Source organism: Mycobacterium sp. 1423905.2, from assembly GCF_001673155.1.
In the GTDB taxonomy this organism is placed as follows: domain Bacteria; phylum Actinomycetota; class Actinomycetes; order Mycobacteriales; family Mycobacteriaceae; genus Mycobacterium.
On the sequence record NZ_LZLE01000338.1, the window covers coordinates 19,610 to 45,037 of the forward strand.

Below are 25,428 nucleotides of genomic sequence, written 5' to 3' on the forward strand. Positions count from 1 at the left end.
GGGCGCCTAACCCGACTGCAACAGCGCCAAGGGCCCCAGGGTGATCAGTGCCCCCACGGCAACTGCGATCAACGTGCTGGCGATGTCTTCGGTCTTGCGGACCACCCGCACCCCGACCACCAGGCCGAGGATGACCAGCACCGAGAGCACCAGGGCCACGATGCTGTTCCAGCGCCACAGCTGATCGAAGGCGATGAACAGGCCGGCGCCGAACGCGACGGCCAGGATCGACTGCAAGACGATGACCGCGCCGCGCCACAGTGCGGTCAGCGTCCCCGTGGTCTGCCCGGTGTGTTCGGCTTCCTCCTGGTCGCGGTCCTCTTCTTCGTCGAACACCGACGGCGCCTGCTCACTGCGCCGACGAGCCACCTCGTCGGCCAGCGACTGCCCGCCGAACAAGGTCCCTTCAGAGCCGTGCAGGTAGGAACGCACGTACGCGGAGTCTTCGGCCGTCTCCTCCGCCGTCGTGGCGGGCACGTCGCCGTCGGCGAGGTCGACCGAGGTGTCGACCGAGGTGTCGCCGTAGTGCTCCACCGGGTCTGGGCTCATGTCCTCGGCGCCGGATTGCCCGCGCCGGTCGGCGTCCGCGTCGTCGCTGTAGCGCAGTGGGCGCGGATATTCGCTGCGTTCGGGGCCGGTTCCGCGCCGGGTCACCGGGTCGGACTTGGGCCAGCGCGGCTCCGGCTCCGACCAATACGCGCTTTTGGCCGGTTGGTCGGGAACCGCTTCGGCGACGTCGTCTGACACCGTCTCGGGCGCTTGCCCGACGGGCTCGTCGAGGACCGGTTCGGGAGCCGGTTGCGGCGCGGGCTCGGCCACCGCCACCCGGCCGTTGCCTGGCTCGGACGCCTCTGGCGCCGGCGGCGCCGTGCGGGTCTCGCGCGGCTCGTCCCGGATGACCGGAATTTCGCCGGTCAGTTCGGCGACGGTGACCGCGTCGCTGTCACCGCGGCGCCGGCGTCGGCGCCGGGTGGGCGCGGGCGCGCCGATGTTCCCGTTCCTGGCCAGCAGTTCAGCGACCGAGATTTGCCGGGTGGCGCCGTCCTCGGTCTCGGAGTGGGGTCCGGTCATGGTTTGTTGCCTCTCGATCGGTTAGCTGCCATCCGATCACCTACCTGACCTTTAGCATCGCGCACCGAAGTCTCTACAGCCGAAGAATCCATGAACGCGGTCCCGTCGGCTTCACTGTCGAGTTTGCGCAAGATGAGACCCTCCCGTAGCGCCCACGGGCAGATGTCCACCGCTTCTATCGACAGCGCACGCATGCTTGCTTCCGCCACCAGAGCACCCGCCACAATCTGCGGCGCGCGCTCGGCGCTCACCCCTTCCAGTTCTGCCCGATCAGCGGTCGTCATCCTAGAGATGAAAGATATGAGTTGTCTGAGGCCATTGGCCGTGAGCGTCCTCTTCACCCGCGGACCGTCCGCCGACGGTGCCGCCCCGGTGAGGCGGGCCAGCGATCGGAAGGTCTTCGACGTTGCCACCGCCAAGTCGGGTTCGCCGGCCTCCAGAACGGTCGCGCTGGCCTCGGCGAGCTCGGCATCCAGCCAATCGCGCAGCATGCCCACCCGCCGACGGCCCGGCGGATCGTCCGGCAGCCATTCCCGGGTCAGCCGCCCCGCCCCCAGCGGCAACGACAACGCCACCTCGGGTTCCTCGTCGACGCCGCTGGACAGCTCCAGCGATCCGCCACCGATGTCCAGGTTGATGATCCGACCCGCGCTCCACCCGTACCACCGGCGCACCGCGAGGAAGGTGAGGCGTGACTCGTCGACGCCGCGCAACGCCACCAGTTCGACGCCGGTTTCTTTGCGGACGCGAGCCAGCACGTCCTCGGAGTTCTCGGCGTCGCGCACCGCCGAAGTGGCGAAGGCCATTAGCTCGCTGCAGCCCGAGCTGACCGCGATCTTGGCGAACTCGTCGATCGTGGAGATCAACTTGTCGGCACCGCGTTTGGTGAGCTTGCCCGAGCTGTCGGTGGCCTCGGCCAGGCGCAGCGTCGCCTTCGTCGAGCTCATCGGGGTCGGGTGCCCGCCACGGTGAGCATCGACCACCAACAGGTGGACCGTGTTGCTCCCCACGTCCAACACACCCAATCGCACGGGAAACAACCTAGTCGGAGAAGGTTGCGGGAGTATCTCGACCCACGCCCGGCTCCCCCCGCGTCGCCGGGCGGGCCGAACCGAAAAGTGGTCTAACGTTGGAGCCGTGGCACATTCGCGCCCCACGCCGGCGCTTCCCGGGCAAGAGGTCGAATTGGATTTCGCCCGGGAATGGGTGGAGTTCTACGACCCCGACAATCCCGAGCACCTGATCGCCGCGGACCTGACCTGGTTGCTGTCCCGGTGGACCTGCGTGTTCGGCACACCCGCCTGCCACGGCACGGTGGCCGGCCGCCCCGATGACGGTTGCTGTTCCCACGGAGCCTTCTTGTCCGACGACGACGACCGCGCGCGGTTGGACGACGCGGTGCAGAAGCTGACCGACGAGGACTGGCAGTTCCGGGAGAAGGGCCTGGGCCGCAAGGGCTACCTCGAACTCGACGAGCATGACGGGCAGCCCTCCTTCCGCACCCGCAAACACAAGAACGCCTGCATCTTCCTCAACCGGCCCGGCTTTGCCGGTGGTATCGGCTGCGCGTTGCATAGCAAAGCTCTCAAGCTGGGGGTGCCACCGCTGACGATGAAGCCCGACGTGTGCTGGCAACTGCCTATCCGACGCAGCCAGGAGTGGATCACCCGCCCCGACGACACCGAGATTCTCAAGACCACCGTCACCGAGTACGACCGCCGCGGCTGGGGCTCGGGAGGCGCGGACCTGCACTGGTATTGCACCGGAGACCCGGGCGCACACGTGGGCGCCAAGCAGGTCTGGCAGACCCTGGCCGACGAGCTCACCGAACTGCTGGGCGAGAAGGCTTACGCCGAGCTGGCCGCAATGTGCAAGCGGCGCAGCCAATTAGGGTTGATCGCGGTGCATCCCGCGACCCGCGCCGCGCAATAGCGCGCCGGTCAGCCGCCGTTGTCCTTGGTGTAAGCGAGCACCATGCGCAGGGCGCTGGCGTTCAGATACGTTTCGACGGCGGTAGCCGCCGCGGGTGCATCCCGCGCCGCGACGGCGTCGGTGATCGCCCGCAGGTCCGCGACCACCGCATCGGCGTCCTCGTAGGCGCCGGTGAGTTCGTGTTCACGGCCGCCGAAGGCATGTTCTACCCAGCGGTACAGCAAACCCAACGCGCGGTTGCCGGTGCTGTGAATCAGCACGTGGAAGAAGGCCAGGTCGGCGGCTTGCCGCGCCCCCGCGGTGTCGGTTGCCTGCACCTCGCCCAGCGCGGCACGGAGCGCCTCGACGTCGTCGCCGGTGCTGCGGCCAGCGGCCAGGCGCCCGATCAGCGGACCCAGGGCCGCCCGGATTTCCAGCAATTCGACCAGGAACTCCGGCCCCAATTTGCGTACCAGGGCCTCGACCACCGCCGGATGGGTCAGTCCCTCCGGGTCCCGGACCACGTTGCCGCTGCCCTGCCGGGCTTCGATCAGCCCCATCTGCTGGAGCCGCGCCAAACCCTGCCGTAACGAGGTGCGGTTGACGTCGAACTGGTCGGCCAGGTCGCGCTCAGGCGGCAATGTCGAACCGGGCGGAAAAACGCCGTCGAGGATGGCGTCGGCGAGCTGCGCGGCGATCTGTTCATCGACGCGCTGGCGTTCCGGCGGTTGCAGCGGACTTGACTGGTTCATTGGCTCAACCAATATAGTGGATGCCACCGGAGGTCCGAAACCACCGGCCGCCGCGTGTCGCCAATCGCAGGAGGAACAAGTGGACGACGAGATGAGGACGGCCGTCGCCCCGCGCTGGCGCGGCAAGCCGGGTCGATTGGAAGTCTGGTACGCCACCTTGTCCAATCCGGTGACCCGCGACGGCCTCTGGGTGCACTACGAGACGGTGGCACCCACTTCCGGGGTGCCCTACGCGCACGGCTGGGTGACCTGGTTTCCGGCAGACGCGCCACCACGCACGCAACGGTTCGGCCCACAGCCCGTGGAGCCGCCGACCGACCGGGCCTGGTTCGATGCGGCGGGCGCGCACGCCGGCCCGGAGGGACTGTCCGGGCGGGCCGGAGCATTCGGCTGGGAACTGTCCTGGAAGGACACCGCGGCGCCGTTGTGGACGTTTCCCCGGGTGGCCTGGGAACGTGAATTGCTGCCCGGCGCGCAGGTGGTGCTTGCCCCTACCGCCGACTTCACCGGTTCGTTGACCGTCGGCGAGACCAGTCACGTCGTCGACGGGTGGCGCGGTGCCGTCGCCCATATCTACGGACACGGCAACGCCAAGCGCTGGGCCTGGCTGCACGCCGACCTCGGCGACGGCGACGTCGTGGAAGCGGTGACCGCCGTGTCCCACAAACCCGGACTGCGCCGATTGGCGCCACTGGCCTTCGTCCGCTTCCGCATCGACGGAAAGGATTGGCCCGCAGGTCCCTTGCCGTCGCTGCGGTTACGCACGACGCTCGGTGTGCAGCACTGGCAACTCGAGGGACGCATCCGCGGGCGCCACGTGCTCATCCGCGTCGACCAGCCGCCGCACAAGTGCGTGAGTCTGCAATACACCGATCCCGACGGCGGCACCGCGGTATGCACCAACACCGAGCAGGCCGACATCCACATCGAGGTCGACGACCGGCGTTGGTCAGTGCTGGGCACCGGACATGCCGAAGTCGGCCTGCGCGGCGAGCAGGCTCCCATGGTCAACGAGAGGGTCAACGAAGGGACATCGTCATGAGTTTTGCTCTCGATCCGCCGCTGTTGTTCGTCTCCGGAGTGCTCGTCGAGCGCGGCGTGCCGCAGCGCCGCCGCGGGCTCGTCGAAGCCGCCATCCTTGGCATCTTTTTCGCCGGGTCCTTCGGGCTGTACCAGAACGTGCCCGGGCTGGGATTCCTGTGGCGAGCGTTCCGGGCTCGCAACGGTCGCGACTTCATGTGGAACAGCGGAGTTTTCGGCGTGGAGACCGACAAGGCGCAGTGGCCGTTGCACGCCGCCGCCGGGGGCATCTTCGCCACCTACCCGTTCTTCATCAAGTTCGGGCGCGCGCTCGGCCGTGTCCTGTCGACGCGGCCATGAGCCGGTTGGCAGAGCGCGCGACGGCAGACTTCGGCACCGCACTACTGCCCGAGGAGCACGGCGGTCCGGCTCCGGCCGAGTTCGTCGAGCGCCTAGACCGCTACCTGGCGCGGATGCCGGTCACCTCTCGGCTGGCGGTGCGCGCCGGGCTGATGTCGCTGGCGGCGGCGAGCTACTTCACTACCGGACGCTCGCTGTCGCGGCTGAATCCCGTTGCGCGCGAACAGGTGCTGCGTCGCATCGCGGCACTGGGGCCGGATGCCGGTGCGGCGGTGGACGGCATCAAGGTGATCGCGCTGCTGGCCAACGGTGCGGACGCCTACGCCCACGAACTGCTCAGCCGCGCCCAAGAGCAGCACGCGGTGCGGCCCGATGCGGCGCTGACCATCACCTCGGCGACCGAAAGCCCTTCGGTCCTTCACGCAGATGCGGTGATCGTCGGGTCCGGCGCCGGAGGCGCCATGGCCGCGCGCACCCTGGCGCGGGCCGGCCTGGACGTCGTCGTCTTGGAAGAGGGACGGCGCTGGACCGTTGAGGAGTTCCGCTCCACCCATCCGATCGACCGCTACGCCGGGCTGTATCGCGGCGCCGGCGCCACCGTCGCGGTCGGCCGCCCCTCGGTGGTGTTGCCGATGGGCCGCGCGGTCGGCGGCACCACCGTGGTCAACTCCGGCACCTGCTACCGGCCGCCGCTCTCGGTCCAGCGACGCTGGTGTGACGAGTTCGGTTTCGGCCTGGCCGACCCGGACCGCCTGGCCGGTCACCTCGACGATGTAGAACGCACCCTGCAAGTCGCACCGGCGCCGCGAGACATCATGGGCCGCAATGGGAATCTCCTGCTGAACGCCGCGCAGTCCTTGGGTTGGCAAGCCGCACCCATCCCACGCAACGCGCCGGGCTGTGAGGGCTGCTGCCAGTGCGCGATCGGCTGCCCGCACAACGCCAAGTTCGGGGTCCATCTCAACGCGCTGCCCCAAGCATGCGAGGCGGGCGCGCGGATCGTCTGCAACGCGCGCGTGGAACGGGTGCTGCATCAGCGTGGCTGCGCCCGCGGAGTGCGGGCCCGGCGCCCCGACGGCACCGCCGTCGACGTGCTGGCCGACATCGTCGTGGTGGCCGCCGGGGCCGTCGAAACGCCGATGTTGTTGCGGCGCAGCGGCCTTGGTGCCCATCCCCGAATTGGGCGCAACCTGGCACTGCATCCGGCGACGATGCTCGCCGGGCGCTTCGAGGATGACGTGTACGCCTGGCGCGGCGTGCTGCAGAGCGCGGCCGTCCACGAATTCCACGAGTCCGACGGGGTGCTGATCGAAGCGACCTCCACACCGCCGGGCATGGGGTCGATGGTGTTCCCCGGCTACGGCGCCGAATTGCTGGGCTGGCTGGACCGCGCCCCAAATATCGCAACGTTCGGCGCGATGGTGGCCGATCAGGGGGTGGGGTCGGTGCTGTCGCTGCGCGGGACACCGCTGGTGCGCTACGACATCGCCCCGGCCGATGTGGCCAAGTTGCGGGTGGCCATGGGCGCCATCGGTCGGTTGCTGTTCACCGCCGGCGCGGTCGAAGTCCTCACCGGCCTGCCCGGTGCGCGCACGGTGGCCTCGCCCGAGGCGCTGCAGGAGGCGTTGGAACGGTGCAGCCCGCGCGGCTTGCATTTGGCGGCGTTCCACCCGACCGGTACGGCGGCCGCCGGCGCCGACGAGGAGGTCTGCCCGGTCGATCCCACCGGTCGACTGCGCGGAATCGACGGCGCCTGGGTCGCCGACGCGTCGATTTTGCCCAGCTGCCCGGAAGTGAACCCGCAGGTGTCGATCATGGCGATGGCACTGGCGGTAGCCGACGAGATCGTCGGCGCGCGCGGCTAGTCGACGGTGCGTCCTGGGCGCCGAGTGTGCATCCCGGGCGGCCCTAAGCCCGAAAGTCGGCCATCAGCGCAGACTCCGCGCCGTCAAGGCACACTCGCGCCGGGGACCAGCTAGCCCTCGAGCTTGTAGCCCAGTCCGCGCACGGTCACCAGGTGCACCGGGTTGGCGGGATCGGCTTCGATCTTGGACCGCAACCGCTTGACGTGGACGTCGAGGGTCTTGGTGTCCCCCACATAGTCGGCGCCCCACACCCGGTCGATGAGCTGGCCGCGGGTCAACACTCGCCCACTGTTGCGCATCAGGTACTCGAGCAGATCGAATTCCTTGAGCGGCAACGTGATCGTGTCGCCGTTGACCGAGACGACGTGGCGTTCCACGTCCATCCGTACCGGACCGGATTCCAGGATGCCGTCGCTGATCTCGGAGTCGTCGTCGCCGCCGCGGCGAAGCACCGCCCGGATGCGGGCGATCAGTTCGCGCGCCGAGTACGGCTTGGTGACGTAGTCGTCCGCGCCCAACTCGAGACCCACGACCTTGTCGATCTCGCTGTCACGGGCGGTCACCATGATGACCGGCACGCCGGACCGGGCACGCAGCTGCTTGCACACATCGGTGCCCGACATGCCCGGCAACATCAGGTCGAGCAGCACGATGTCTGCCCCGCCCCGGTCGAATTCGGCGAGCGCAGCAGGGCCATCGGTCACCACCGTGGCCTCGAAGCCCTCCTTGCGCAACAGGAATGCGAGGGGGTCGGCCAACGACTCCTCGTCCTCGACGATCAACACGCTCGTCATCGGCGCCACTCTATTTCGCGGATCATCGACTCAGCTCTTCCTCTCGTTGTGATCTGCTGAACCTCACGTCGTGGCTGAGAAACGGCTCAGGCTCCTCGTCATCGTCGTGCGGAGTCGCCTTGACAGCCGGAATCGACAACGTGAACGTCGATCCGGTTCCGGGCTTGCTCCACACGCCGATGCTGCCGTTGTGATTGGCCGCGACGTGTTTGACGATCGCCAGCCCCAGGCCGCTGCCGCCGGTCGCGCGCGATCGCGCTTTGTCGCCGCGGAAGAACCGCTCGAAGACGCGCTCCTGGTCTTCCAAAGCGATCCCGATCCCGCGGTCGGTCACGGCGATCTCGACGTTGTCGCCGCGCCTGCGGCGGCTGATCGACACCAGCGAGCCCTTCGGCGAATAGGCGATGGCGTTGGACACCAGGTTGGCCAGTGCGGTGACCAGCAGGGTCTCGTCGCCGAGCACCCGCAATCCACTGGGCGAGTCGGTGCGAATCTCGATCTTGGCGTTCTCGGCGGCCACCTTGTGACGCGAAATAGCTTCGGACACAACGTCGTCGACATCGACCTCGGTCACGTTGGACAGCCGTTCGGCACCCTGCAGGCGGGACAGCTCAATCAGTTCGGCGACCATGTCCCCCAACCGGTTGGCCTCGATGAGCACCTTCTCGGCGAACCGCCGCACCGTCTCGGAGTCGTCCGCCGAGGCCAGCAACGCCTCGGCAAGCAACGCCATGGCACCCACCGGCGTCTTGAGTTCGTGGCTGACGTTGGCCACGAAGTCGCGCCGGGTGGCCTCCATGCGCGCGTAGTCGGACTGGTCGTGCACGAAGACGACGGCGAACCGGCGGTCTTCCTCGCTCAACAGCCGGGCCTGGCCGTGCACCGACAATCCGGATCGGCCGCCCGGACGCTTCGGCGGCATCAGGTCGAATTCGACGGTGTCTCCGCTCAACGCCTGCTGAGCGGCCTGCCAGGCCTGCTTGTCGAGTTGGCGGTCACGCACCAGGCCCAATTCCTGAGCCCGGTCATTGAGGTAGACGACATCGCGGTGGTTGTCGACCACCGCCGCCCCCAGCGGCATCAGGGCGACGATGCGTTGCAGCATCTGGGCGACGGTGATGCCCGCCCAGTCGGTGGCCGCGCGGGGCCGACGTTGCGTAACCCGCCCCGACAGCCGAGCGCCTAGGGCAAAGCCTGCGGCCAGTGCCAGCCCGGACAAAACCCCGGCCAGCAACAGTGCCGAGAACACAGTCACAACCAAAATCCTACAAATTGGGTGAACGACACCCTAGCGGAGCGCGGCCAAAATCGGACAAGTCACATACTGCGTGGCATGTGTTCGGCTGCCGTTCACGCGATGTTCAGCAAGAGGTCCTTTCGGCGTTGCGAAAGGCGGCGCCATCAGGCTTTTTTGCCGCCCTGCCCAGCGACCGCGGCAGCGCCCGCTTCGGCCGCCTCGGGGTCCAGATACGTGCCGCCGGGCACCACCGGCCGCAACTGCGCGTCCAGGTCGTAGCGCAGCGGAATACCAGTCGGGATGTTCAGTCCGACGACGTCCTCGTCGGACATCTGGTCCAGGTACTTGACCAGAGCCCGCAGGGAGTTGCCGTGCGCGGCGATCAGCACCGTCTTACCGGTGCGCAGGTCCGGGACGATGACGTCGGTGAAATAGGGCAGGAATCGGGCCACCACGTCGGCCAGGCATTCGGTCAACGGACCGCCGTCGATGTTGGCGTATCGCGGGTCGGCGTCCTGGCTGAACTTGCTGCCCTTCTCGATGGGTGGTGGCGGGGTGTCGTAGCTGCGCCGCCAGGCCATGAACTGCTCTTCGCCGTAACGCTCTTTGGTCTCGGCCTTGTCCAGGCCCTGCAGCGCGCCGTAATGGCGTTCGTTGAGCCGCCAGCTGCGCCGCACCGGAATCCACAATCGATCGGCGGCGTCGAGCGCCAGGTGCGCGGTGGTGATCGCGCGCCGCAGCAGCGACGTGTACAGCACGTCGGGCAGCAGGTTCTCCTGGGCCATCAGCTCGCCGCCGCGGACGGCCTCGCCGCGGCCCTTCTCGGTCAGCCCGACGTCCACCCAGCCGGTGAACAGGTTGAGCGCATTCCATTCGCTCTCACCGTGGCGCAGCAAGACCAGCGTGGCGGTGTCACCCATGCCGGCCAGTCTCTCACGCGCGGTCTAAGGCTCGCCGAGCGTAACGCCACCGCGAAAGGCGGGCCCGAAATTCGCGGCCCGGTTCCGCTCGCGGGAGACTAGTCGTCGTCGTCGATCAAGTGCGCGAACGCCTGCAGGTTCTTCAACGACTCCCCGCGCGACACCCGCCACTCCCACTCTTTCTGGATGGAGGAGCGGAAACCCAACTCCAGCAAGGTGTTGAAGTCCGCGTCGACGGCCTCGAGGACCTGCCCGAGTACCCGGTCGACCTCCTCGGCGTCCACCGAGTCCAACGACATCCGGCCCACCAGGTAGATGTCGCCGACGTTGTCCAACGTGTAGGCCACCCCGTACAGACGCCGATTGCGCTTGAGCAGGAACCGGTAGACGCCTTCATGGTTCTCGTCGGGCTTGCGGCACACGAAGGCCTCGACGCGCACCGAATGCTCCCCGATGCTCAGGATCGTGTTGGTCTTGAGCCGGCGCTCGCCGGGCAGTTCCACGATGATTCCCGGCAGGCCGCCGTGTGCGCCGGCGTGGAACGAGTAGTTCAGCTGACTGGCTTTCAGCGCGTCCTCGATCACGCGCTGCACGGTCACGCTAGTCGTCATGCCCCCACCCCTCGACGCGTCGTCCAGCGCCTGGGCTTGCGGGCAGCGACCAGGTCGCGCACTCGTCCCCGGCGCTCGGCAGTGAAGTCACCGATCGCACGCCGGTAACTGGCCAGTAGCGCATCGGTGGTGTATTCCCACGAAAAGCCCGCGGCATGCTTGGCCGCTGCACGCCTCATCGCCCAGCCTTGCGGTCCGGCGCCGGCCTCGAGCAGGTGACCGATAGCCGTCGTCCACCCGGCGACGTCATGCCCGGCCACCAGCGTGCCGGTGATCCCGTCGCGCACAGCCACCGGCAGCCCGCCGACCGCGGCCGCTACCACCGGCGTTCCGCAGGCCTGCGCCTCGATCGCGACCAACCCGAACGACTCCGAATAGCTGGGCACCGCCACCAAGTCGGCCGCGCGATAAACCGTCGCCAAGTCCTCGCGTGACTGCGGCGGCAGAAACGTCACCCGCTCGGCAATCCCCAATTCGTCGGCAAGCCGCGCCAGTCCGTCCGGTGAAGCCAAACCGCTGCCCGACGGACCACCCGCCACGACGATGCGAACCCCGGGCAGCGCGACGGCGGCCCGCAGCACGATGTCGGGCGCTTTGAGGGGCTGGATGCGGCCCACGAAGGCCACCACCTGTTCGTCGGGCGGCAGCCCCAGTGCGGCGCGCGCCGCCTGGCGATCTCCCGGCCGGAACAGCTTCAGATCGACCCCGGGATGCACCACATCGATCCGCGCCGGGTCGGCGCGGTGAAGCGAAATCAACTGCGCCGCTTCGTCTTCGGTGTTGACGATGAGCCGGTCGGCTTCGTCGACCACCTGTTGCTCACCGACCGTGCGCAGCGGCGGCTCGGGGGTGTCACCGTCGGCCAGCGCGGCGTTCTTCACCGCGGCCAACGTGTGCGCGGTGTGCACCAGCGGCACCGCCCAGCGGTCGCGGGCCAGCCAGCCGACCTGGCCCGACAACCAGTAGTGCGAGTGGACGATGTCGTAGTAGCCCGGTTCGTGGGCGGCTTCAGCGCGCAGCACCCCGGCGGCGAACGCGCACAGCTGGGTCGGCAGGTCGTACTTATCCAAGCCCTCGAACGGGCCGGCCACCACATTGCGCACCAGCACACCGGGTGCGACCCGCACGATCGGCGGGTCCACCGATGCGGTGGCGCGCGTGAAGATCTCCACTTCGATGCCGCGTTGAGCCAGATGCAGCGCGCTTTGCAGCACATACACGTTCATGCCGCCGGCGTCGCCGGTGCCCGGTTGCGCCAAGGGTGAGGTGTGCACCGCCAGAAGTGCCACGCGGCGCGGGTCAGTCACCGCCGAGTCGTCGCGCCGCACACTGTCATGTTTACAGGACGGGCCGCGACGACCGGTCGTCGCACGTCAGCACTACTCGGCCAGAGCTTCGCTGTCGGGAAGCCGGTTGTCCAGCGCACCCGAGCGGCGCATCGCCCCCAGCGGGTCGGCGTACAGCCCGGCCAACGACACGATGCCGGCCCCGGCTTCCTGCACCCGGTTGCCGAAGGCGGTGACGCGAATGTCCCGCGGCGCCAGCACCGAGCGCGCCGCGAACGCGGCCTCCACGTGCTCCATGCCCTCCGGATACTCGGTGAACGCCTGCCCGCCGACGACCAGTTCGTCGGGGTTGAGCATGTCGCGCAGCAAGGCCACCGCCTCGCCGAGCACGCGGGCGCGCTCGGCCAACAATTCCTGGGCCGGCTGGTTGCCCCCGCGCGCCATCCGCAGCAGATCGGTCACCGCCGTGGCCGCTCCGCCGGCCCGGCTCACCGGAGCCGCGCCGGGCACCAGGCTGGGCAGAAGCTTGAGCCGGCGCGCGGCCGCCAGCACCGCCTCGTCGCTGACAGTTGACTCCAATTGCCCTGCGCCGCCCAGTAATTCGGAGTTGACCGGCAACGGCGCGATGGTTCCCGGGCCGCTGGCGGGGCAGTGCACCCGGCCACCGATCACCAGGGCATAGCCCACGGTTTCCCGCGCATAGACGTACAGGCTGGTCGACGAATTCGGGGCGAACCGGCGCATCCCGAGCAACAGTTCGGCGCCCGCCATGGCATCGACGTGGGAGGCCACCGAGACGGGCAGGCTCAGCGCGTCGGCCAGCACCGGACCGACCGGCGCCTGCCGCCACCCCAGCCGCGGGTGATCGACCAGGCCGGTGGCGCCGTCGACGGTGCCACCGATCGCCACACCGACCCACAAGGCCCGACGGCGGTGCCAACGGCGCAGGTAGCGCGAGGCGCTGTGGGCCAGGGAGGTCAGAGCGGGCCCGGCCGGGCTGAGCGGAGTGGGCGTCTCGACGGTGTCGAGGGTGCGACCGAACAGGTCGGTGGCCACGATGCTGGTGGTCCGCGCCCCGATGTGGATGCCCAGCGTCACGAACGGCTCGTGGTTGACCTCCACGGGTACCCGGGGCCGGCCGATCGCGCCGGACACGGCCAGGTCGGCGCGCTCGCGCAGCAGGCCGGCATCGAGCAGCGCAATGACCTGGCGGTTCACCGTGGCGATGCTCAGCGATGTGACATTGGCGATCACATCGCGTCCGACCGGTCCGCGCAGTCGCACCGCGCGGAAGACCGAGGCGGCCGCGGAATCCGACAACTGCAGCGCCGGCGGCACTACCTGGCGGTAGGTCCGCAGCTGACCCTTGGTCGCGGCGGTACGACGGTGGGAACGTTGGGTGAGAGTAGTGGTGTGCACGTGCGTCCTTTGTCCGAGTTCAGCTGGCCGGTCCTTGGCCACACCTGCCGACGAAAAGTCAGGCGCGGCAAAGTGCGCGACAACAACACGCGCCCGCGCAAAGACACGCGGTCATCGTGCTGAACAAGGCGCTGCGGTACACATCGGAAAATTTAGCACGTTTACTAGAGTTGTTCTCGATGACAACTTCGGGCACGCAGCAACGCATTGCGGTGGTTACCGGGGCCAGCTCCGGCATCGGCGCAGCGACAGCCAAAACCCTTGCCGCGCAAGGGTTTCACGTTGTCGCGGTGGCACGTCGAAAAGACCGCATCAGTGCCCTGGCCGACGAGATCGGCGGTAGTGCCGTTGTGGCCGATGTCACACAAGCCGATCAGGTGGAAGCGCTGGCCCGCCAGTTGAGCCGAGTCGACGTGCTGGTCAACAACGCCGGCGGCGCCAAGGGGCTGGAACCCGTGGCCGACGCCGATCTCGACAACTGGCGCTGGATGTGGGAGACCAACGTGCTGGGCACCTTGCAGGTGACCCGCGCGCTGTTGCCCAAGCTGATCGAGTCCGGGAACGGGCTGATCGTCACGGTCACCTCGATCGCCGCCATGGAGGTCTACGACGGCGGCGCGGGTTACACCGCGGCCAAACACGCCCAGGGCGCGTTGCACCGCACGCTGCGCGGCGAATTGTTGGGAAAACCCGTGCGGCTCACCGAAATTGCGCCCGGCGCGGTGGAGACGGAGTTCTCGTTGGTTCGGTTCGCCGGTGACCAGGACCGCGCGGACGCCGTCTACACCGGCATGACGCCGCTGGTGGCCGCCGACGTCGCCGAGGTGATCGGCTTTGTGGCGTCCCGGCCCCCGCACGTCAATCTGGACCAGATCATCATCCGGCCACGCGACCAGGCTTCAGCGACGCGCCGGTTCAACCACCTGGACCAGAGCTAGGCGTGGTCGAAGAGGTCGTCGTCGAGGAGGTCGTGGGGGTGCCCGACAGGCTGGGCGCGTTCGACGGCGTGGCCGGCGCGGTGACCGGGATCTGCGTCGACGGCGGGTGCGAGGTGGGCGGCGGAAGCGCGGACATCGACACCCAGGTGTCCCAGTCCACGGCCCAGTCCCAGATGTCGCCGTCGCTGTAGGACAGCTGGATCGAGCTACCGGTCACCTCGACCGGGTCGCCGTACATCGCCGTCGGGAAGTACTCCGCAGCATCGGCCGTGGAGAGGTTGATGCAGCCGTTGGTGACGTTGCTGTTGCCCTGCGCCCCGGCGCTCATCGGGTTGGCGTGAATGAACTCGCCGTTGTTGGAGATGCGCACCGCCCAGCGTTCGTGCACGTTGCTGTAGCCGGCGGCCGGGTTGGACATGTAGAAGTCGGCGTACTTCTCGGTGACCACGTGGATGCCGTTGCGGGTGACGTTGCGCGCCTTGTCGGCCTCGCCGTAGCTGCACGGGAAGTCCATGATGACGCCGGCGTCGGTGATCACCTGGATGCGGTGTGAGGAGACTTCGGCCTTGACCACCTGGCGGCGGCCGATCTGAATGTTCAGCGAAAAGTCTTGCGCGCCATAGGCACCGTCCCCGAACGGCAGCCCGTAGAGCTTCGCGTCGACGTTGACGGTGGTGCCCGCGGGGTAGTACTCCCTCGGACGGTAGTGGATGCGCGCACCCTTGGCCTCGTCGGGCAGCCACGCCCAGCTGCCCTCGACGGGCGGGTTGGTGGTGACGCTGAGCGCCCGTTCGACGGCGGCCTTGTCGCTGATCGGGGCGTCGAACTGGATGATGATCGGGGCGGCGACGCCGACCGTCTGGCCGTCGGCGAGCTGGAATCCGCCGTCGATCTTCTTCTTGGGCGTGACGGTGGTGAACTTGCCGGCCACCGGAACGGCCTTGCCGTCATGGCCCACGGCCGAGCCCGACCAGGTGTACGTCGAGTCGTAGCCGAGCGGCTCGGTAGTGGTGAAGACGGTGCGGTCTTGGTTGAAGGCGCCGGCGACGGGCTTGCCGGCGGAGTTGGTCAACGCAACGCGCTGGAACCAGCCGTCGCTGATCTCCACGCTGATCGGGGCGATCGGGACCACGTCTTGGGCCGCGTCGGCCGGGCGAAACGTAAGCTTCGGCGCCGGGGGCGGCTTTTTCTCGGCCTGTTGCAAGCCGGCTTTTCCAGCACAAGCAGCCAGCACGCTCGGTGCAAACACCCCGACGCCAAGGGCGGTCAAAGCCTTGCGCCGAGTGATCGGCCCTCGACTTTCCGGGGTGCTGGATGTGCTCACGAGAGTCAAAGATACCGGCAGAAACACCCGCTTCCCCGCCACAAAGAGGCGCGGCGGGGGCACTTGGCGACGAAAATAGCAGCTACAGCGCGCAACCGACCAGGACAGGTTCGGGTTGCAGTGTGATACCAAACACATCACGGACGCCGTCGCGGACGGTGCGGGCCAGTAGCATCACGTCCTCCGCGGTCGCTGCGCCCCGGTTGGTCACCGCCAGCGCATGTTTGGTGGACAGTCGGCACGGTGCGTTCTGGTCGGCGGGGTAGCCCTTGCCGAAGCCGGCGTGCTCCACCAGCCAGCCGGCGGCCAGCTTCACGCCGTCGGGAGCTGGAAAGTGCGGCACCGCAACGTCGCTGTGCGCGGCCAGCCGTTCGTAGACCTCCGGTGCGACCACCGGATTGGTGAAAAACGAGCCCACGCTCCAGGTGTCCCGGTCAGCGGAGTCGAGGACCATGCCTTTGCGGGTGCGCAACGCCAGCACGGCATCGCGCACCGCCCGCGGATCGGCGCGCTCGCCGCTGCGTGCGCCCAGCGCGGCGGTCAGCTCGCCGTACCGCAACGGCGCACTGCGGCCCGAGGCGTCCAGCGCGAACTCCACTTCCAACACCACGGCGGGCAGATCCAGCCCGGCCGCCCGCTTGAGCACGCTGGTTCGGTACCCGAAGCCCAACTCGTCGGCGTCGGCCCAGCGCACCGCGCCGCTGTTGCGCTCCAGCAGGCGCACCCGGGTGATCGTGTCGGACACCTCCGCGCCGTAGGCGCCCACGTTCTGCACTGGGGTGGCCCCGGTGGAGCCGGGGATTCCGGACAGGCATTCCAGCCCGCCCAGCCCATGCTCGATCGCGGTGACCACCACGTCGTCCCACACCGCCCCCGCCTCGGCGCGGAGAAGATTGCCAGTCACGGTGACGGCGTCGTTGGCCAGCCGCACCGCGGTCAGGTCTTCGAGCGCGTCTCCGATCACCAGATTGGAGCCACCAGCAAACACCAACACAGGGCCGCTTACACCGGCGTCAGCGTCGGCGTCGAGCTGGCGCAACACGGCGATCACTTGATCGGTGGCGGCGCAGGTGATTAGCCGTTCGGCGACCGGCCCGACCCGCAGAGTGGTCAGCGGCGCCAGCGAAACCGACTCCTCGACCTGCGCACCGGCAAAGAGCACGCCGGCACCGCTCCGCTTCATGGCCCGTAACGGTAGCGTGACCAGCTATGCCCCGTTCATTCGACATGTCTGCCGACTATGAGGGCAGCGTCGAACAGGTTCACCGGGCTTTTCAAGACCCGGACTACTGGAAAGGCCGGCTGGCCGAAACGCCGGTCGACATCGCGACCATCGAGTCGATGCGGGTAGGCCGCGACTCCGGCGATGACGGCATCATCGAAGTGGTCACCCTGCAGACGGTGTGCAGCCACAACCTGCCGGGGCTCGTCACGCAACTGCACCGGGGCGACCTGTGTGTCCGGCGGGAGGAGACCTGGGGCCCGGTGACCGACGGCATCGCCACCGCCACCATCAAGGGATCCATCGTGGATGCTCCGGTGAGCCTGTCGGGCACCGCCGTGTTGGCACCCGTCGCCGAGAACGGCGGTTCCCGGATGACGCTGCAGCTGTCCATCCACGTACGCATCCCGTTGATCGGCGGCAAGCTGGAAAGCATCATCGGCAATGAATTGGGCCAGCTGGTGACCCTCGAGCAGCGATTCACCACGCAGTGGGTCGCCGACAACTGCTGAGCCTTCCGGCGCGAGCTTCTAAGCTGGCGAACATGCGAATCGCGTTGGCGCAGATTCTCAGTGGCACGGATCCGGCAGCCAATTTGCAGTTGGTGCGGCAACACGCCGGCCAAGCCGCCGATGTCGGTGCGAGTGTCGTGGTGTTTCCCGAGGCGACGATGTGCCGCTTCGGGGTGCCGCTGGCACCGGTCGCCGAGCCGGTGGATGGCCCGTGGGCCGACGGCGTGCGACAGATCGCGACCGAGACCGGCATCACCGTGGTCGCGGGCATGTTCACGCCGTCAGGCGACGGCCGGGTGACCAACACGCTGCTCGCCGCCGCTCCCGGGGGGCCGAGCGTGCACTATGACAAGATCCATCTCTACGACGCGTTCGGGTTCACCGAGTCGCGCACCGTCGCGCCCGGGCGGGATCCGGTGGTCATCACCGTCGACGGTGTCGCAATCGGGCTGACCGTTTGCTATGACATCCGCTTTCCGGCGCTGTACACCGAGCTGGCCCGGCGGGGCGCTCAGGTCATTGTGGTGGCGGCGTCGTGGGGGTCGGGACCCGGCAAACTCGAGCAGTGGACGCTGCTGGCTCGCGCCCGCGCGTTGGACTCGATGAGTTACATCGCCGCCAGCGGGCAGGCAGATCCCGGCGACTCGCTGAGCGGGCCAGGCGCGTCGTCGGGGGCGCCGACCGGAGTGGGCGGCAGCCTGGTGGCCTCGCCGTTCGGCGAAGTGGTGGCATCCGCGGGCGCCGATCCGCAGCTCGTCGTCGCCGATATCGACCCCGCCCGGGTCGCCGCCGCTCGGGAAAGCATCGCGGTGCTGCGCAACCACTCAAGATTTGTTCAGCTTGATAAGGCAGAATCACCCGGGTGACGAATCCGCAGGGACCCCCGAACGAAGGCCCAAACACATGGGCGCGTCCTGGCGATCACAGCCCGCTTGGCCGGCCGCCGTTACCGTCTGAGCACCCCACCACCCAGCTGCGCCCCGGCGCCGCGGCCGGTGGTCGTGCCCAGCCTCCCCCACCCGGGCAACCGTCCTACCAGAACCAGCCGCCGGGCGGCGCGGCCCACGCCGACGCGCAGCGACCTGTCTACAGCCCGCCGCCAAACCCCGCCGGCGCCCCGACCACTTCGCTCACCCCGCCGCAGGAACAGCCGCCGGAGGGTAAGAAGAAGCGGCGCCGACTGCGCGATCCGCTCTCGATCTTCCTCGTCGTGATCATCGTGTTCGCGCTGCTGCTGGCCGGCCTGATCGGCGCCGAGCTCTACGTCCGCCACCAGGCCAACAGCAAGGTCGCCGCCGCGGTCGCGTGTGAGGTCAAGGACCAGGCCACCGCGTCGTTCGGGGTGGCGCCGCTGCTGCTGTGGCAGGTCGCCACGGATCACTACACCAACATCACGGTGGAAACGGCAGGCAACCAGATCCGCGATGCCAAGGGCATGAAGATGCAGCTCAACATCCAAGATGTGCAGTTGCGTGACAACGGGGATTCCAAGGGGACCCTGGGCGCCCTGGATGCGACCATCACCTGGACGGCCGACGGCATCAAGCAGTCAGTGCAGAACGCCATTCCGGTGCTGGGCGAATTCGTGACCAGCAGCGTGACCACCCATCCCAGCGACGGCACCGTCGAGCTCAAGGGCATGCTCAACGACATCGTCGCCAAGCCGGTGATCTCCGGCAACGGCCTGGACCTTCAGATCGTCAGCTTCAACACACTGGGCTTCTCGCTGCCGAAGGAGTCGGTGCAGTCCACACTCACCGAATACACCTCGAACCTGACCAAGAACTACCCGCTGGGTGTGCACGCGGACAACGTTCAGGTCACCGACAACAGCGTGGTGGCGCACTTCTCCACCCGCAACGCCACCATTCCGGCCGGCGGGAACGACCCCTGCTTCGCTAACCTCTGAGCCCGTCGAGCACCGCGCGGGTGCCGGACAGGCCCAGCCTGGTAGCGCCGGCATCCAGCAGTGCCAGCGCGTCGGCGGCAGTGCGGATGCCGCCGCTGGCTTTGATGCCTAGCCGGCCGCCGACGGCCCGGTGCATCACGTCCACCGCCCGCGTGGTCGCACCGCCCGCCGGATGAAACCCGGTCGAGGTTTTGACGAAGTCCGCGCCGGCCCGCTCGGCGGCGTCGCACACCTTCGTCAAGACGTCGTCGTCCGCCTGGGCGAGCAGCACCGCGGATTCCACGATCACCTTGAGCACCACGCCCGCCGTCGCCGCCCGGACGGCCTCGATGTCGGAGCGCACCGCGGCGAACTCCCCGGCCAGGGCGGCGCCGACGTCGATGACCATGTCGACCTCGACCGCGCCGTCGGCGACGGCTTGCGCGGCTTCCTGTGCCTTGATCGCCGAGCGGTGCTTGCCAGAAGGGAAGCCGGCCACCGTGGCGACCCGTCGAGCACCGGCCCCGACGGCCGCCGGCACCAGGGACGGCGAGACACACACCGCGTAGGCGCCCAGGTCGGCCGCTTCGGCGACCAGCGCGGTCACATCGGCTTCGGTGGCCTCGGGCTTGAGCAGCGTGTGGTCCACCAAGGCCGCCAACTGCTCCCGGGTGATGGGCACTAGAACGGCTCCTCCGAGCCGCCCGGGTTGCACCCTGCTGCCACCATTTGCGCGTCGTTGACGACGGGCCGCCACGGCTCGAGGTTCCAGCTGGTCTTACCGGGCTGAGCCACTTCGGCGAATTGCCAATGGCACAGGAACTGAGCGCGCATTCCGGCAGTGTCGGCGTTCGGTGATTGCGCCAGCACTTCGGCCCAGGCCTCGTCGGCTGCCGGGCCGGCACCTTCCTGCCGCGCCGCCAGTCGTCCGCTCTGGGTCGGGTATACGCGCAAGCTGGTCAGCCGCCCCCACTGCACCCATTCGGTGTGGTCGACATACGGCGGCGCATACCAGGGGCCGGAGGTGGGGTCAGCCGCGGCCGGGGCGGCACACAGCAGGGCGCCGAGCGCCGCCGCGGGCGCCAAGATCCGGGTCTTCATGCCCTAGCGCGACTTGCCCTGTACTTCTAGGAGTTTGGGGCGAACGTCGACCAGATACAGGCCGGCGGCACCAGCGGCCACCGCCATCCCGAAGACGCCGAACACGTAACTCAAGATCGACGCCAGCGCGACGGCCGCGCCCAAGATCAGCAACCACACCGGCTTGGTCTGCTTTTCGGCGGCGGTGTAGGCGTCCGTGCGTTGCATCGCAGCGTGCACGAACGCGTAGACCGCCGTCACCAGGACGGCCACCTGCACGACCAACAGGACGGTGCCCACGAGGTTGCTCACGCGTCCAGAGTATGCGGGTTGCGTCAGAAACGTCGACTCCGAGCCGCCGTGCGGCGACTCGGAGTCGACTGGGAGTGCTACTACCTATTACTTCTGGGTGACCTTCTTGGCCGCGGCCTTCTTGGCCGGGGCCTTCTTGGCCGGGACGGACTTCTTGGCCGGGACGGCCTTGGCGGCGACGGGCTTGGGAGCCGGCACAGCCTTCTTGGCCGGCGCCGCGGGCACCTTCTTGGCCTGGCCCTTGTCGCTCTTGTCGGCCTTCTCGGCCTTGTCGCCCTTCTTGGGCAGCTCGATGCCGACCAGCTTCGCGGCCCGCTCACCGACCGCGCGGGTCTGCGAGGCCACGGTGCCCAGCGCCTCCTGGGTCAGCTCGACTGCCTGGTCCACGTAGCCCTCGGCGCGCGAGGACGCGTCTTCGAAGGCCGATTGGCTGCGCAGCCGCTCCAGCGCGGCCTCGCCACGCTCGACGAGCTCGTTGTACCGGCTGGTGGCCGCCTCCAGGTACCCCTCGGCGGCCTTACGCAGCTCCTCGGGGGTGAAACGCTCGCGCAGCTCGGTGATCTGCTCGTTGAGCTGCTCGGGCAGGTCTTCGCGCAGGTTGGTCAGCCGGCTACGGCTCTCCTCGACCCGGCTGCTCAGGCGGCTACGCCGCTCCTCGACCCGGCTGCGGGTGTCGGTGCGAGTTTCCTCGGCGCGCTCGCGCAGGGTGGTGATCAGGTCGTTGACGGTGGCCAGGGCCAGATCGGCGGCGCCCAGCGCGGCGAGCAGCGGAGCTCGCAGGTCTTCAATGTTCGTGTTGTCAGCCATGGTGTTTCCTTTCTGATTTCGAAAATCGGCGATAGTGCGTGGTCATGTTGAAGCGGCAAGCGTCGGCTCCTGAGGGGAGTAGTCAAGACCCGTGGATTGACGTGGCACGCTGCTTGCGAGAAACCTCCTGGTTGTCGGGTCGGGTGACGGTCGAGTCGTTGGCCGTAGGCGCCTATGGCGCCGCCGGATCGCTCCTCATACACGTGCTCATCGCGGTCTCCTTTGTGGTCTTCGAGCGAGGCCGGCCAGTCAGCTGGCTGCGCCAGCGACCGGACGAGACGGAAGACTGCTGTCGCCGCGGACTCAGCTGCAGGGCCTGCGGTGTCCACGGTGACCCCTCGGGGCTAGTCGTCCGTCCCGGTGGGTTCGCTCGAACACTCCTCACGGGTGGCTTCATTCTGCTGGGTAAACGATGCGTAGATATCGAGCAGAATTTGCTTCTGACGCTCGGTGATGGCCGTGTCGGTGATGATCGCGTCACGCACCTGGCTGGTCTCGCTCGGTTCGAGGATTCCGGCGCGCACGTAGAGGACCTCGGCCGAAACCCGCAGCGCCTTTGCGATCTGGGCCAGCACGTCAGCAGACGGCTTACGCAGTCCGCGTTCCACCTGGCTCAGGTACGGGTTGCTCACGCCGGAACGCTCGGCCAGTTGCCGCATCGAGACCTGCGCGGTTTCGCGCTGCGTCCTGATGAAGCTGCCGATGTCGGACGCCTTCGAAGACACCGAGGACACCGCGGATACCCCGGACACCTTGGTGCCGAGCTTCTCCTCCGCTGTCATGGGGTGTACTCCTGGCGTTCACACGGTCGTTTACGCCCATCAGGGTACAAATGGGTGCTTGCTTTTGCAAGCACTTGTTAGCACCACTCAGAAAAGTAGTTGCGCGATCGCATAGATCACCAGGCCCGCCAGCGCCCCCACGACGGTCCCGTTGATCCGGATGAACTGCAGGTCACGGCCCACGTGTAACTCGATGCGCCGACTGGCCTCCTCCGCGTCCCAGCGCTCGATCGTCTCGGTGATGATCGCGGTGATTTCCACCCCGTATTGCGACACCAGGTGCTGAGCCGCGCGCACCATCCAGTTGTCCACCTTGTCGCGTAGGTCGGCGTCGTCCCGCAGGGATTCCCCAAGCCGGACGACGGTTTCGGCGATCCGGGTACGCAGCGCGCTGGAGGGGTCGTCGACACCTTCGAGCACCAGGCGCTTGAGCGTTTTCCAGGCGGTGGCCGCGGCATTGGCCACCTCGTCGCGGGCCATCAACTGTTCCTTGACCGCGTCGGCTCGGGCGATGGTGTCGGGGTCGTTCTGCAGGTCGTCGGCGAATTCGAACAGGAAGCGCGTCGCCGAGCGGCGCAATTCGTGGTCCGGGTTGCGGCGCACCTTGTCGGTGAAGTCCATCAGCTCCCGGTGAATCCGGTCGCCGACGAGGTGGTCGACGAACTTCGGCGACCAGGTCGGTGAGTCGCGCTCGACCACCCGCTGAATCACCACGCCGGCGTTGAGCGACCATTGGAACGCCCGGTCGGCGAGCAATTGGATCAGCGCCTCCTGCCGGTTCTCGGCCAGCAACGTCTGCAGCACCCGGCCTACCGGCGGGCCCCACTGCGGCTCGGCGATGCGGCGCACGATCATCCGGTCGAGCACTTGCTGGACGTCGTCGTCGCGCAGCAGCTCAACCAGTACCCGCAGCACCGTCGACGTCTCGGCGGCTACCCGCTCGGCGTGCGCGGAGTCCGACAGCCACTTGCCCAGCCGGCTGGGCACCTGCGCGTCACGCAATTTGGTCTCGACCACCTGCGCGGACAGGAAGTTCTCCCGCACGAAGGTGCCCAACCCCTCGCCCAACTGGTCTTTCTTGCGTTTGATGATCGCGGTATGCGGAATCGGGATGCCCAGCGGGTGCTTGAACAGCGCCGTCACCGCAAACCAGTCCGCCAGCGCGCCCACCATGCCGGCTTCCGCGCCCGCGCCGACGTACCCCACCCAGGTCGGCGCGGAGCCGTGTGCTTGGGCCCATCGGCAGGCGAGGAACACCACCGTGGCGCCCACCAGAAAGCTCAGCGCGACAACCTTCATCCGGCGCAGCGCGGTGCGTCGCTCGGCGTCGGCTGCCGGGTCCGCGCCGGCGAACGACTCCGCGAACGACTGCCGGGACGGCTCCTTGGGTGCGGAGTCCACGCCCACCCCCGGTATCCAGTCCGCTGCTTCGGCTCGGTGTGCCACTACACCATCATGGGCTATCGGCCGAACGAGTTAGTGTGACTCCCCTGTTCGGCCCGCCTCGGCGGCATTTGGCCGATGCGCCATATGGACGCTCTCACGCCGTAGTATCAAGGGCGTCCTGATGAATGGGAATCGGCGGAAAGTGGCAGACAACATCCCGGCCGTAACAGTAAAAACCGATGGCCGTAAGCGGCGTTGGCACCAACACAAGGTGGACCGGCGCAACGAGCTGGTAGACGGCACCATCGTGGCGATCCGCCGACGCGGCCGCTTCCTGAGCATGGACGACATCGCGGCCGAAATCGGGGTGTCCAAAACGGTGCTGTACCGCTACTTCGTCGACAAGAACGACCTCACCACCGCGGTGATGATGCGGTTCGCGCAGACCACGCTGATCCCCAACATGGCGGCGGCCTTGTCGTCCAACCTCGACGGCATCGATCTGGCCCGCGAGATCATCCGCGTCTACGTCGAAACGGTGGCCGCCGAGCCCGAGCCCTACCGCTTCGTCATGGCCAACAGCTCGGCCAGCAAGTCCAAGGTGATCGCCGACTCCGAGCGCATCATCGCCCGCATGCTCGCGGTGATGCTGCGCCGCCGCATGCAGGAAGCCGGGATGGACACCGGCGGCGTGGAACCGTGGGCCTACCTGATCGTCGGCGGTGTGCAGCTGGCCACCCACTCGTGGATGTCGGACCCGCGGATGAGCAGCGAGGAACTCATCGACTACCTGACGATGCTGAGCTGGAATGCGCTGTGCGGCATCGTCGAGGTCGGCGGATCGCTGGAAAAATTCCGCGAACAGCCCCATCCTTCGCCCATCGTGCCGCCCCGCGGCGACTACTAGGCCCCGCCTGGGCGTGGTGCGCCCCGGCTGACCCCCTCCTGACCTGCGGAAAGCGGGCCATAGCGCCAATAGCGGTTAGCATGCATCGGGGGCTAACGCAGTGTGGGGTGAGTGGTAACTGCCGTACGCCTCCCGAACATAGAAAGGCCGATCGTGATGTCTGCGCAGCTGACGCCGCATTTTGGGAACGTACAAGCCCATTACGACCTATCCGACGACTTCTTCCGGTTGTTCCTGGATCCCACTCAGACCTACAGCTGCGCCTTCTTCGAGCGCGAGGACATGACGCTGGAAGAGGCTCAGGTCGCCAAGATCGACCTCGCGCTGGGCAAACTGGGGCTCGAGCCGGGCATGACCCTGCTGGACATCGGCTGCGGGTGGGGGGCCACCATGCGGCGCGCCATCGAGAAGTACGACGTCAACGTGGTGGGGCTGACGCTGTCTGAGAACCAGGCGGCCCACGTGCAGAAGATGTTCGACGGGATGGACACACCCCGCCGGCGGGAGGTGCTGCTGGAGGGCTGGGAGAAGTTCCACGACCCCGTCGACCGCATCGTCTCCATAGGCGCCTTCGAGCACTTCGGCCGCCTACGGTACAACCGGTTCTTCCAGATGGCTCACGATGTGCTGCCCAGCGACGGCGTCATGCTGCTGCACACCATCGCCCGCCCGACCTTCAAAGACGCTCGGGCCAAAGGCCTTACGCTGACCCACGAGATCGTGCACTTCACCCAGTTCATCCTGGCCGAGATCTTCCCGGGTGGCTGGCTGCCGACAGTTCCCTCGGTGGTAGAGCACGGCGCTCACGCCGGCTTCAACACGACGCGGGTTCAGTCGTTGCAACTGCACTACGCCAGGACGCTGGAGACCTGGGCCGCCGCATTGGAGGCGCAGAAGGACCAAGCCGTGGCGCTGCAGTCCCAAGAGGTCTACGACCGCTACATGAAGTATTTGACTGGCTGCGCCAAGCTGTTCCGCGACGGCTACACCGACGTCGTGCAGTACACGATGGAGAAGTAGCCGG

The 25,428-nt window shown here is 67.9% G+C and carries 27 protein-coding genes; 10 read left to right on the top strand and 17 right to left on the bottom strand.

Annotated features, from left to right (window positions below; translation table 11 throughout):
- Nucleotides 1-6: 6 nt before the first annotated feature.
- Together A9W95_RS23085 and A9W95_RS23090 are read right to left on the bottom strand one after the other, a co-directional pair.
- Entirely contained in the window at nt 7-1,071 is a 1,065-nt protein-coding gene (locus A9W95_RS23085; protein ID WP_067418313.1) for a hypothetical protein, read from the bottom strand.
- Nucleotides 1,068-2,102 (bottom strand): Ppx/GppA family phosphatase, encoded by a 1,035-nt coding sequence (locus A9W95_RS23090; RefSeq protein WP_067418317.1) that lies wholly within the window; start codon nt 2,100-2,102, stop codon nt 1,068-1,070. The genes A9W95_RS23085 and A9W95_RS23090 overlap by 4 nt, the downstream gene beginning before the upstream one ends.
- Before the next feature lie 106 nt (nt 2,103-2,208).
- On the opposite strand from A9W95_RS23090, the gene A9W95_RS23095 reads away from it, so the two are divergent.
- Entirely contained in the window at nt 2,209-3,003 is a 795-nt protein-coding gene (locus A9W95_RS23095; protein ID WP_067418320.1) for a hypothetical protein, read from the top strand.
- Nucleotides 3,004-3,011: 8 nt separating this feature from the next.
- Here A9W95_RS23095 and A9W95_RS23100 read toward each other — a convergent pair whose 3' ends face one another.
- On the bottom strand, nt 3,012-3,734 hold the full coding sequence (locus A9W95_RS23100) for a FadR/GntR family transcriptional regulator (RefSeq protein WP_067418322.1): 723 nt from the start codon (nt 3,732-3,734) through the stop codon (nt 3,012-3,014).
- Nucleotides 3,735-3,813: 79 nt separating this feature from the next.
- Between A9W95_RS23100 and A9W95_RS23105 the strand changes: the two genes are divergently transcribed.
- Genes A9W95_RS23105 through A9W95_RS23115 form a run of 3 tightly spaced genes read left to right on the top strand, consistent with a single transcriptional unit; the run spans nt 3,814 to nt 6,979 of the window.
- Nucleotides 3,814-4,776 carry a hypothetical protein gene (locus tag A9W95_RS23105; RefSeq protein ID WP_067418391.1) on the top strand — a complete coding sequence of 321 codons (963 nt, stop codon included), beginning with the start codon at nt 3,814-3,816 and terminating at the stop codon, nt 4,774-4,776.
- Nucleotides 4,773-5,114: a hypothetical protein gene (locus A9W95_RS23110; RefSeq protein WP_067418325.1), complete on the top strand. Its 342-nt coding sequence runs from the start codon at nt 4,773-4,775 to the stop codon at nt 5,112-5,114. The genes A9W95_RS23105 and A9W95_RS23110 overlap by 4 nt, the downstream gene beginning before the upstream one ends.
- Entirely contained in the window at nt 5,111-6,979 is a 1,869-nt protein-coding gene (locus tag A9W95_RS23115; RefSeq protein ID WP_067418328.1) for a GMC family oxidoreductase, read from the top strand. Before A9W95_RS23110 ends, A9W95_RS23115 begins: the two co-directional genes overlap by 4 nt.
- 110 nt (nt 6,980-7,089) lie before the next feature.
- Here the strand turns inward: A9W95_RS23115 and regX are convergent, their stop codons facing one another.
- From regX to A9W95_RS23145, 6 genes are all read right to left on the bottom strand, one after another.
- Nucleotides 7,090-7,773 (bottom strand): two-component sensory transduction protein RegX, encoded by a 684-nt coding sequence (gene regX / locus A9W95_RS23120; protein ID WP_067418331.1) that lies wholly within the window; start codon nt 7,771-7,773, stop codon nt 7,090-7,092.
- Between the two features lie 22 nt (nt 7,774-7,795).
- Nucleotides 7,796-9,028 carry a cell wall metabolism sensor histidine kinase WalK gene (locus A9W95_RS23125; protein WP_156746358.1) on the bottom strand — a complete coding sequence of 411 codons (1,233 nt, stop codon included), beginning with the start codon at nt 9,026-9,028 and terminating at the stop codon, nt 7,796-7,798.
- 146 nt (nt 9,029-9,174) lie between these two features.
- Nucleotides 9,175-9,930: a phosphoglyceromutase gene (locus A9W95_RS23130; RefSeq protein WP_067418333.1), complete on the bottom strand. Its 756-nt coding sequence runs from the start codon at nt 9,928-9,930 to the stop codon at nt 9,175-9,177.
- A 98-nt stretch (nt 9,931-10,028) separates the two neighbouring features.
- A complete protein-coding gene (locus A9W95_RS23135) occupies nt 10,029-10,541 on the bottom strand; it encodes a YbjN domain-containing protein (RefSeq protein WP_067418336.1) in 513 nt (170 codons plus the stop codon).
- Nucleotides 10,538-11,869, bottom strand: coding sequence for a D-inositol-3-phosphate glycosyltransferase (gene mshA / locus A9W95_RS23140; RefSeq protein ID WP_067418338.1), 1,332 nt, complete (start codon nt 11,867-11,869; stop codon nt 10,538-10,540). Before mshA ends, A9W95_RS23135 begins: the two co-directional genes overlap by 4 nt.
- A 51-nt stretch (nt 11,870-11,920) precedes the next feature.
- Nucleotides 11,921-13,246 carry an ROK family transcriptional regulator gene (locus tag A9W95_RS23145; protein ID WP_082983277.1) on the bottom strand — a complete coding sequence of 442 codons (1,326 nt, stop codon included), beginning with the start codon at nt 13,244-13,246 and terminating at the stop codon, nt 11,921-11,923.
- A 179-nt stretch (nt 13,247-13,425) separates the two neighbouring features.
- Between A9W95_RS23145 and A9W95_RS23150 the strand changes: the two genes are divergently transcribed.
- Nucleotides 13,426-14,184: an SDR family NAD(P)-dependent oxidoreductase gene (locus A9W95_RS23150; RefSeq protein WP_067418341.1), complete on the top strand. Its 759-nt coding sequence runs from the start codon at nt 13,426-13,428 to the stop codon at nt 14,182-14,184.
- Here A9W95_RS23150 and A9W95_RS23155 read toward each other — a convergent pair.
- Both A9W95_RS23155 and A9W95_RS23160 read right to left on the bottom strand, forming a co-directional pair.
- A complete protein-coding gene (locus tag A9W95_RS23155) occupies nt 14,162-15,550 on the bottom strand; it encodes an Ig-like domain-containing protein (RefSeq protein WP_156746362.1) in 1,389 nt (462 codons plus the stop codon). The genes A9W95_RS23150 and A9W95_RS23155 overlap by 23 nt on opposite strands.
- Before the next feature lie 40 nt (nt 15,551-15,590).
- Nucleotides 15,591-16,691: a UDP-N-acetylmuramate dehydrogenase gene (locus A9W95_RS23160; RefSeq protein ID WP_067418345.1), complete on the bottom strand. Its 1,101-nt coding sequence runs from the start codon at nt 16,689-16,691 to the stop codon at nt 15,591-15,593.
- A gap of 26 nt (nt 16,692-16,717) precedes the next feature.
- Here A9W95_RS23160 and A9W95_RS23165 point away from each other — a divergent pair, with 26 nt between their 5' ends.
- The 3 genes from A9W95_RS23165 to A9W95_RS23175 are packed head-to-tail and all read left to right on the top strand — an operon-like array spanning nt 16,718 to nt 19,151.
- Nucleotides 16,718-17,242 carry a DUF2505 domain-containing protein gene (locus A9W95_RS23165; RefSeq protein WP_067418348.1) on the top strand — a complete coding sequence of 175 codons (525 nt, stop codon included), beginning with the start codon at nt 16,718-16,720 and terminating at the stop codon, nt 17,240-17,242.
- Between the two features lie 32 nt (nt 17,243-17,274).
- Nucleotides 17,275-18,108: a carbon-nitrogen hydrolase family protein gene (locus tag A9W95_RS23170; RefSeq protein WP_067418351.1), complete on the top strand. Its 834-nt coding sequence runs from the start codon at nt 17,275-17,277 to the stop codon at nt 18,106-18,108.
- Nucleotides 18,105-19,151 (top strand): DUF2993 domain-containing protein, encoded by a 1,047-nt coding sequence (locus tag A9W95_RS23175; protein WP_067418354.1) that lies wholly within the window; start codon nt 18,105-18,107, stop codon nt 19,149-19,151. Before A9W95_RS23170 ends, A9W95_RS23175 begins: the two co-directional genes overlap by 4 nt.
- Here A9W95_RS23175 and deoC read toward each other — a convergent pair.
- The 6 genes from deoC to A9W95_RS23205 form a co-directional block, all read right to left on the bottom strand.
- Complete coding sequence (deoC, locus tag A9W95_RS23180) at nt 19,141-19,812, bottom strand: deoxyribose-phosphate aldolase (RefSeq protein ID WP_067418357.1); 672 nt, start codon at nt 19,810-19,812, stop codon at nt 19,141-19,143. The genes A9W95_RS23175 and deoC overlap by 11 nt on opposite strands.
- Nucleotides 19,812-20,231, bottom strand: a complete 420-nt coding sequence (locus tag A9W95_RS23185; protein WP_067418359.1) for a DUF2599 domain-containing protein — start codon at nt 20,229-20,231, stop codon at nt 19,812-19,814. The genes deoC and A9W95_RS23185 overlap by 1 nt, the downstream gene beginning before the upstream one ends.
- Before the next feature lie 3 nt (nt 20,232-20,234).
- The gene (locus A9W95_RS23190; protein ID WP_067418362.1) at nt 20,235-20,522 is read right to left on the bottom strand and encodes a DUF2516 family protein; all 288 of its coding nucleotides are present in this window, start codon (nt 20,520-20,522) and stop codon (nt 20,235-20,237) included.
- Between the two features lie 87 nt (nt 20,523-20,609).
- Nucleotides 20,610-21,329, bottom strand: coding sequence for a heparin-binding hemagglutinin (locus A9W95_RS23195; RefSeq protein WP_067418365.1), 720 nt, complete (start codon nt 21,327-21,329; stop codon nt 20,610-20,612).
- Nucleotides 21,330-21,673: 344 nt separating this feature from the next.
- Nucleotides 21,674-22,111, bottom strand: a complete 438-nt coding sequence (locus A9W95_RS23200; RefSeq protein WP_067418367.1) for a helix-turn-helix domain-containing protein — start codon at nt 22,109-22,111, stop codon at nt 21,674-21,676.
- An 87-nt stretch (nt 22,112-22,198) separates the two neighbouring features.
- The gene (locus A9W95_RS23205; protein WP_371328107.1) at nt 22,199-23,575 is read right to left on the bottom strand and encodes a DUF445 domain-containing protein; all 1,377 of its coding nucleotides are present in this window, start codon (nt 23,573-23,575) and stop codon (nt 22,199-22,201) included.
- A 124-nt stretch (nt 23,576-23,699) separates the two neighbouring features.
- On the opposite strand from A9W95_RS23205, the gene A9W95_RS23210 reads away from it, so the two are divergent.
- Together A9W95_RS23210 and pcaA are read left to right on the top strand one after the other, a co-directional pair.
- The gene (locus A9W95_RS23210; RefSeq protein WP_067418369.1) at nt 23,700-24,404 is read left to right on the top strand and encodes a TetR/AcrR family transcriptional regulator; all 705 of its coding nucleotides are present in this window, start codon (nt 23,700-23,702) and stop codon (nt 24,402-24,404) included.
- 156 nt (nt 24,405-24,560) lie between these two features.
- On the top strand, nt 24,561-25,424 hold the full coding sequence (pcaA, locus tag A9W95_RS23215; RefSeq protein WP_067418370.1) for a cyclopropane mycolic acid synthase PcaA: 864 nt from the start codon (nt 24,561-24,563) through the stop codon (nt 25,422-25,424).
- The last annotated feature ends 4 nt before the right edge of the window (nt 25,425-25,428 follow it).